The sequence below is a fragment of the Clavibacter sp. AC415 genome (assembly GCF_979252985.1).
The window spans coordinates 60854-66853 of sequence record NZ_CEEDAR010000006.1; the positions used below are offsets into that span (position 1 = coordinate 60854).

General features: G+C 70.9%; 8 protein-coding genes. 2 read left to right on the top strand and 6 right to left on the bottom strand.

From position 1 onward, the window contains the following. The first annotated feature begins 48 nt into the window (after positions 1-48). The gene (locus ACZ411_RS02185; protein ID WP_464168227.1) at positions 49-255 is read left to right on the top strand and encodes a glycosyltransferase family 9 protein; all 207 of its coding nucleotides are present in this window, start codon (positions 49-51) and stop codon (positions 253-255) included. On the opposite strand, the gene ACZ411_RS02190 is transcribed toward ACZ411_RS02185, so the two are convergent. From ACZ411_RS02190 to ACZ411_RS02215, 6 genes are all read right to left on the bottom strand, one after another. Continuing rightward, complete coding sequence (locus ACZ411_RS02190) at positions 216-722, bottom strand: hypothetical protein (RefSeq protein WP_464168206.1); 507 nt, start codon at positions 720-722, stop codon at positions 216-218. The genes ACZ411_RS02185 and ACZ411_RS02190 overlap by 40 nt on opposite strands. 82 nt (positions 723-804) lie before the next feature. Next, on the bottom strand, positions 805-1614 hold the full coding sequence (locus ACZ411_RS02195; protein WP_464168208.1) for an extracellular solute-binding protein: 810 nt from the start codon (positions 1612-1614) through the stop codon (positions 805-807). A 162-nt stretch (positions 1615-1776) separates the two neighbouring features. Further along, on the bottom strand, positions 1777-2352 hold the full coding sequence (locus ACZ411_RS02200; protein ID WP_464168210.1) for a carbohydrate ABC transporter permease: 576 nt from the start codon (positions 2350-2352) through the stop codon (positions 1777-1779). Further along, the gene (locus ACZ411_RS02205; protein ID WP_464168212.1) at positions 2337-2798 is read right to left on the bottom strand and encodes a hypothetical protein; all 462 of its coding nucleotides are present in this window, start codon (positions 2796-2798) and stop codon (positions 2337-2339) included. Before ACZ411_RS02205 ends, ACZ411_RS02200 begins: the two co-directional genes overlap by 16 nt. 10 nt (positions 2799-2808) lie before the next feature. Beyond that, a complete protein-coding gene (locus ACZ411_RS02210; RefSeq protein WP_464168214.1) occupies positions 2809-3291 on the bottom strand; it encodes a carbohydrate ABC transporter permease in 483 nt (160 codons plus the stop codon). Then, positions 3288-3854 (bottom strand): hypothetical protein, encoded by a 567-nt coding sequence (locus ACZ411_RS02215; RefSeq protein WP_464168216.1) that lies wholly within the window; start codon positions 3852-3854, stop codon positions 3288-3290. The genes ACZ411_RS02210 and ACZ411_RS02215 overlap by 4 nt, the downstream gene beginning before the upstream one ends. Before the next feature lie 121 nt (positions 3855-3975). On the opposite strand from ACZ411_RS02215, the gene ACZ411_RS02220 reads away from it, so the two are divergent. Then, the gene (locus ACZ411_RS02220; RefSeq protein ID WP_464168218.1) at positions 3976-5007 is read left to right on the top strand and encodes an ROK family protein; all 1032 of its coding nucleotides are present in this window, start codon (positions 3976-3978) and stop codon (positions 5005-5007) included. Positions 5008-6000 lie beyond the last annotated feature (993 nt).

Here is a 6000-nt window from a genome sequence, read left to right on the forward strand (position 1 = left end):
TGCTCGCGCTCGGCGAGCTCGCCGGGCTGCTCGTCGCACGCCGACGTGGTGCTCGGCAACGACAGCGGACCGCGCCACCTGGCGCAGGCGGTGGGCGCGCGGACCGTGGGCGTGTTCTGGTTCGGCAATGTCGTGAAACGCGGCGCCCTGTGGGCGCGCGCGGCACCGGATCCACATGGCCTGGACCACGCGCTGCCCCGTCTGCGGCGTCGACGTCACCCAGGTCGGCTGGACCGCGGAGCGCTGCGCGCATGACCCTGTCCTACGTGGCCGACGTGCGCGTCGACGACGTGCACGCGGACGTGGAGCAGCTGCGCCGCGCGTCGCTCGCGCAGCGCGTCCCGGCCGACCTGCCTGCACGCCGACGGCGCGGCCCCCGGCAAGGGACCGCGCCGTCGTGGTGCGCGCGATGCCGCGGCGCACGGCCCGCGGGTCAGCCCGCGTCGAGCGCCGCCTGGCCGGCCGGTGGCGGCCGCCTTCAGGGCGTCCTCCGGCGAGGTCTTGAGGAGCATCGCCTTCTCCAGCCCCGGCGCCGAGGGCGTGCTTACCTCGGCGTAGTTCGAGACCGACGGGCGCGAGCGGGCGTACTCGAGCTGGTCGACGAAGACCTGGATCAGCGGGTTCTCGTCGAGGTACGCGCTGTACGTGTCGGAGTCCGCGGTCTTCGTGTTGGTGGGGAGGAACGCCTTGACCACCCACTTGGCCTGCTGGTCCGGCTGCATGAACGACGACAGGAAACGCGTAGGAGCCGGCCTCCTGCTCCTCGGCGCCCTTCGGCGATGTACGACACGTTGGTGCCCGTGTTCATGGCCGGCTGCTCCAGCTGCGGGAAGGTGTACACGCCCACGTTCTCGGCGCCGATGCCCTCCTCGACGGTGCTGAGGTTGTAGGCGCCGCCGATGAACATGGCGACGCTGGCCCGCGTTGAAGAACGGGGCGCCCTGGTTCTGGTTGCTGTCCTTGCGGCGCTGGACGGGAGGCGACGCCGTCCTTCACCATGTCGGTCCACGTGGTGAGCGCCGCGACGCCCTCGGGGGAGTCGAACGCGACCTCCGTGTTGTCCTCGTTGAGGAACTCGCCGCCGGCGCTCCACAGCATCGACTGCCAGGTGAAGACGGGCCACTCGTTCGAGCCGATGGGGAGGTAGACGCCGTATTGGCCGTCCTTCGTGAGGGTCTTGGCGTCGGCCGCGAGCTCGTCCCAGGTGTGGTGGGTGTCGGTGATGCCGGCCTCGGCGAACATCTCCTTGTTGTAGATGATCGCGTAGTCGCTGCCGTCGGTCGGCAGGGCGTAGGTGGTGCCGTCGAACTGGCCCGAGGCGAGCATGCCCTCGGGGATGTCGTCGGCGCTGAGGTCGTAGTCGCCCGTCTGAGCTTGTCGTCGAGCGGCACGATCTTCCCCGTCGCGATGGACTCGCCGAGCGACGACGGCTGGAGTCGCTGATGACGAGGTTCGGCGCCTGGTCGCTCGTGAGCGCCTGCACCATGCTGGCCGCGAAGCCCTCGGACTCGATGAGTGAACTGCGACTGCACCGTGTACTCGTCCTGCGCGTCGTTGAAGCGCTCCACGAGCTCGGTGAGCTTGGTGGCCGCGTCGCCCGTGGCCTGGTTCCACATGGTGATGGTGGTGCGGCCCGCGCTGTCGCCCGCGTTGCCGGTGACGGAACCGCTGCTGCAGCCGGGAGAGGGCGACGGCGGTCGCGAGGACCGTCCCGACGGCGAGGGGACCGTCGGAGGACGGTGGCGCGCGGGGAGCGCGTCGAAGGGCGGCGGAGCTTCATGGATTCCTCCTGGTGCGGGGCGGTGTGTGGTGGTGGTGATGGGGTTCCGTGCGGTTCGTGCGGCGTGCGCGTGCGGTCGAGCGGGGGAGAGGCGCGGGGTGGGCGGGGCTCAGCGGAGCCCGCCGGAGATCGCCTTGACGATCTGGTTCTGGAAGAGCAGGAAGACCACGAGGACGGGATCGCACCGCGAGCGTGGACCCCGCCATCAGCAGGTTGAAGTTCGAGGCGCCCTCCTGGGATTGGAGGAGCGTGAGGCCGATCTGCACGGTGAAGAACTCGGTGCGGTTCACGGCGATGAACTGGAAGAAGAAGTTGTTCCAGTTGTAGACGAAGGAGAGGTCGGTGAAGGAGCCGATCATGGGCGTCGCCATCGGCACCATGATCGTGCGGAAGCGCTGCCAGACGCCCGCGCCGTCCATGCGCGCCGCGTCCTCGATCTCGGTCGGGAAGTTGGAGAAGAACTGCCGGAAGAGGAACACCCCGAGGATCGACGGGACGTTCGGCACGATGAGTCCCTGGTAGCTGTTCAGCCACCCGAGCGACGAGAGCAGCGTGATCAGCGGGGTGAACACGATCTCGAGACCATGAGCGCGGCGAGCAGCACCAGGAACAGCAGGTTGCGGCCGCGGAAGCGCAGGCGGGCGACGCGTACCCGGCCGATGAGGTCGGCGCGATGACCTGCCCGGCGGTGGAGAGCACCGCGACCATGACCGTGTTCACGTAGACCGGCTGAATCGGCGCGATCTCGAACAGCCGCGTGTAGTTCTCGGGGTGCCACTCGGTGGGCAGGAAGGTCGGCGGGACCGACAGCGCCTCCTGGGCCGACTTGAAGCTCACGAGCACCATCCAGATGAACGGGCCGAAGAAGATCAGGCTCGCGACGATGAGCACGGCGTGGCGGAGCGTCGACGGCAGCAGCCGGCGGAGCGGGCGGGCCGGCGGCGGACGGGACGCGGGGGCGGGAGGACCCCGCGGGCGGCACGGCGGCGGCGGCCTCGCGTTCGAGGGAGATGGTCACGACGGGCCCTTCACAGCATCTCACGGTGTCGCGGCGCGACAGGAACTTGAGCTGGACGGCGGTGACGGTGATGCCGATCAGCAGGAGGACGACGGAGGCCGCGGTGGCCGCGCCGCCGTTGAAGAACTGGAAGCCCTGCTCGTAGATCAGTAGATGGCGGTCTTGGTGGACCCGAGGGGCCCGCCGCCCGTGAGCACGTAGACCTGCGTGAAGACCTGCAGGGTGCTGATGAGCCCGGTGATGACGAGGAACCCGCGGCGGGCGCGACGAGCGGGAGGGAGATGGAGAGGAAGCGGCGGACGACGCCCGCGCCGTCGAGCTTCGCGGCCTCGTGGTAGCTCGGCGGATGGTGGAGAGGGCGGCCGAGAAAGATGATCATCGTGTACCCCGTCTGCTGCCAGACGATGAAGACGATGACCGCGACGATGGCCCACGGCTCGGTCGTGAGGAACGAGATGGGGTTGACGCCGAAGGGCTCCAGCGCCGCGTTCACCAGCCCGCCGAGCGGCGTGAGCAGGTAGGAGAAGATGAGCGCGCTGCCGACCGTGGGCGCGATGTGCGGAGCGAGATCATGGTGCGGTAGAAGGAGCGGCCGCGGGAACGGGCCGTCGAGCATGGCGGCGAACAGCAGGCCGACCGCCATGCATTCGGCACCACCACGATCGCGATGATCGCCGTGTTGCGCAGCGCCGAGAGGAACCCGCTGGTGGGCGTGGAAGAGGCCCTGGCGAGTTGTCGAGGCCCACGAAGCTCGCGGTGCCGGGGCTCCCGGTTCCAGTCGGTGAAGCTGTAGACCACGGTCTGCAGCAGCGGGTACAGGTAGAAGACCGACAGCAGGATCGTGGTGACGAGCGCGTAGCGGCGCGGCCCTCCTTCTCGTGCATGGTGCGGCGCCGGTACGACTGCAGCCGGGCCGAGGCGAGGGCGGTCATGCCGCGCCTCGTGGGCACGGCTGCGCCGCCCGGGTGGGCGGTCGGGGGGTGTGCGTGCGATCGCGGGCTCCTCGTGGTGGACGGCTCGGGGACAGGACGCGTGCGCCTCGGAGGAGGACGGCATCGTCCGGGAGCCGTGGCTCTCGACCGTAGGCTTCGGGTGTTTCCCGCATGTTACTGGGCTGTTGCCAGAAGAAGTAGTTCTTTTTTCGGGAACTTCGTTCGATGGTCGATATAGTCTCCGCATGGCCCACCAACTCGCCGCACCTCCAGGACGTGGAGGTCGCCCCCGGATCCGTGGCGACGTGCTCCGCCTCATCCGGGAGGAGCGGGCCGCCTCCCGATCCGCGATCGCGCGCCGCACGGGGCTGTCGCCCTCCACCGTCGGCCTCCGGGTCGACGCCCTGCTGCGCCTCGGCCTCATCGCCGAGGAGGGGGACGAGGAGTCCCGCGGCGGGCGCCGGGCCAAGCGGCTCGAGGTGGTGCGTCAGGCCGGGATCCGTCGCCGCGGTCGACTTCGGCGCCCGGCACCTCACGGTCGCCGTCGCCGACCTCGCGGGGCGTCGTCGGCAGCGTGCGCCGCCCGGGCCTGCCGGACCACGACCCCGAGTCCGTCGTCGCGACCATGTGGGCCGAGGTGCAGGGCCTCCTCGCCGAGCACGGGCTGGATCCCGCGCTCCTGTCCGGCATCGGCGTCGGCCTGCCGTCATCGAGCACCCGTCGGGCCGCGTCGTGCTGCCGTCCTTCATGCCGTCGTGGCACAACGTCAGCCTCCCGCGCTCTTCGCCGCGCACACCGACGTGCCCGTCGTCGTCGAGAACGACGCCAACCTCGTGGCGCTCGCCGAGTCCGCCCCCGGCTCCGCAGCGACGCCGACCACCTCCTCGCCGTGGTGCTCGGCACGCGCATCGGGCAGCGGGATCCTCACGGGCGGCCGCCTGCACCGCGGGTCCAGCGGCGCGGCCGGCGAGATCAGCCACTCCGCCGTCGACGGCGAGGCAGCCATCTCCTGCATCTGCGGCATCCCGGACTGCCTGGAGTCGGTCGCGGGGCGGCGGCGCGGTCTCGGCGGCGCGCCTCACGGCCCTCGGCACCCGGTCGCCAGCGCATCCGACATCATCGACCTCGGCCGCACCGCCGACCCGGAGGTCGTCACGGTGCTGCGGGATGCGGGCACCCGCATCGGCGCCTCGCTCGCGACCATCGTCAACTTCCTCAATCCGCGCACGGTCGTCCTGACCGACGCCGGCGCCGCCGTCGCGGCGATCTGCGCGTAGCCGTCCTCGGTCACCGGCGGCCGATCGCGGCGACGACCTCGACGCGCGCGGCGGCGACGGGCGAACGCCGTCGCGCGCGCTACCCGCACCCCACCCCTCGAGGCCTGCTGCTCGTGCAGTGGTGGGGCGCCTCTGCTCAGTCCGAGGTGGCGGCGCTGCATGGAGCTGGACAGGCCGGCATCCGGGGCGTCGCCGTCGCTGTTGCAGCTCGCTGCCCTGGTGATCCTGTGCGCGCGGCGTTGCCTGGACATCCGGTGCGCCATGCTGAGGGGCTGTCCACGCCGACGGCGGGGTCGAGGTCGCCCGCCCGGCCACACACACGCCGCCACCTTCCACGCGGTGGACCTGCACCAGGCTGCTCACGCTTCTGGGAGCTGGTGGCCGACCTCGTCGCCTGCTCGCGCGCGGCATCTGGGTGACCGCTGGCGCGTGGGCGATCGCCTGTAGTGGTCGACGGCGCGGAAAACCGGCAGCATCGCTACGGCGCTGCGCTGTTCGCGATGCGCCTGCTGGTATCCTCAGGGGAACTGATGGTCCTGGTGCACGCGGCAGGATCACCGTGAAGGGGTCAGCGATCGCCGAGAGGCGCGCTGCGCATCCTGGAGCAGCAGCAGGCCGGCGTCTGGATGTCGCCTGCCGATCGCGGATGGCATCGCCGCCGCCGCGCGCTACCTCCTCGCGTCGTCGGCGCGCCATGGGCGGCGCGGCCAGCTCGGCACGCCGATCGCGGCAGCACGCGGACGCGCGGCGGCTGGTGGCGGACGGCGGCGGCCTGGACGCGGCGTCGGCGACCCACCAGGTTGCCGGCAACCGGCAGGCGCGACGGCGTGGTCGACGCACCGCCGCGCGCCGACGCGACCGACCGCGCGGGCGGCAACGTGAGCGGCGCACGAAAAACGCGAAAGCGTTTCACGATAAATGCGAAAACATCTCTTGACACTGCACGAGGAACGGTTAAGCACCGGGGCGGAGAACCGAACCAGTAGAGCAACA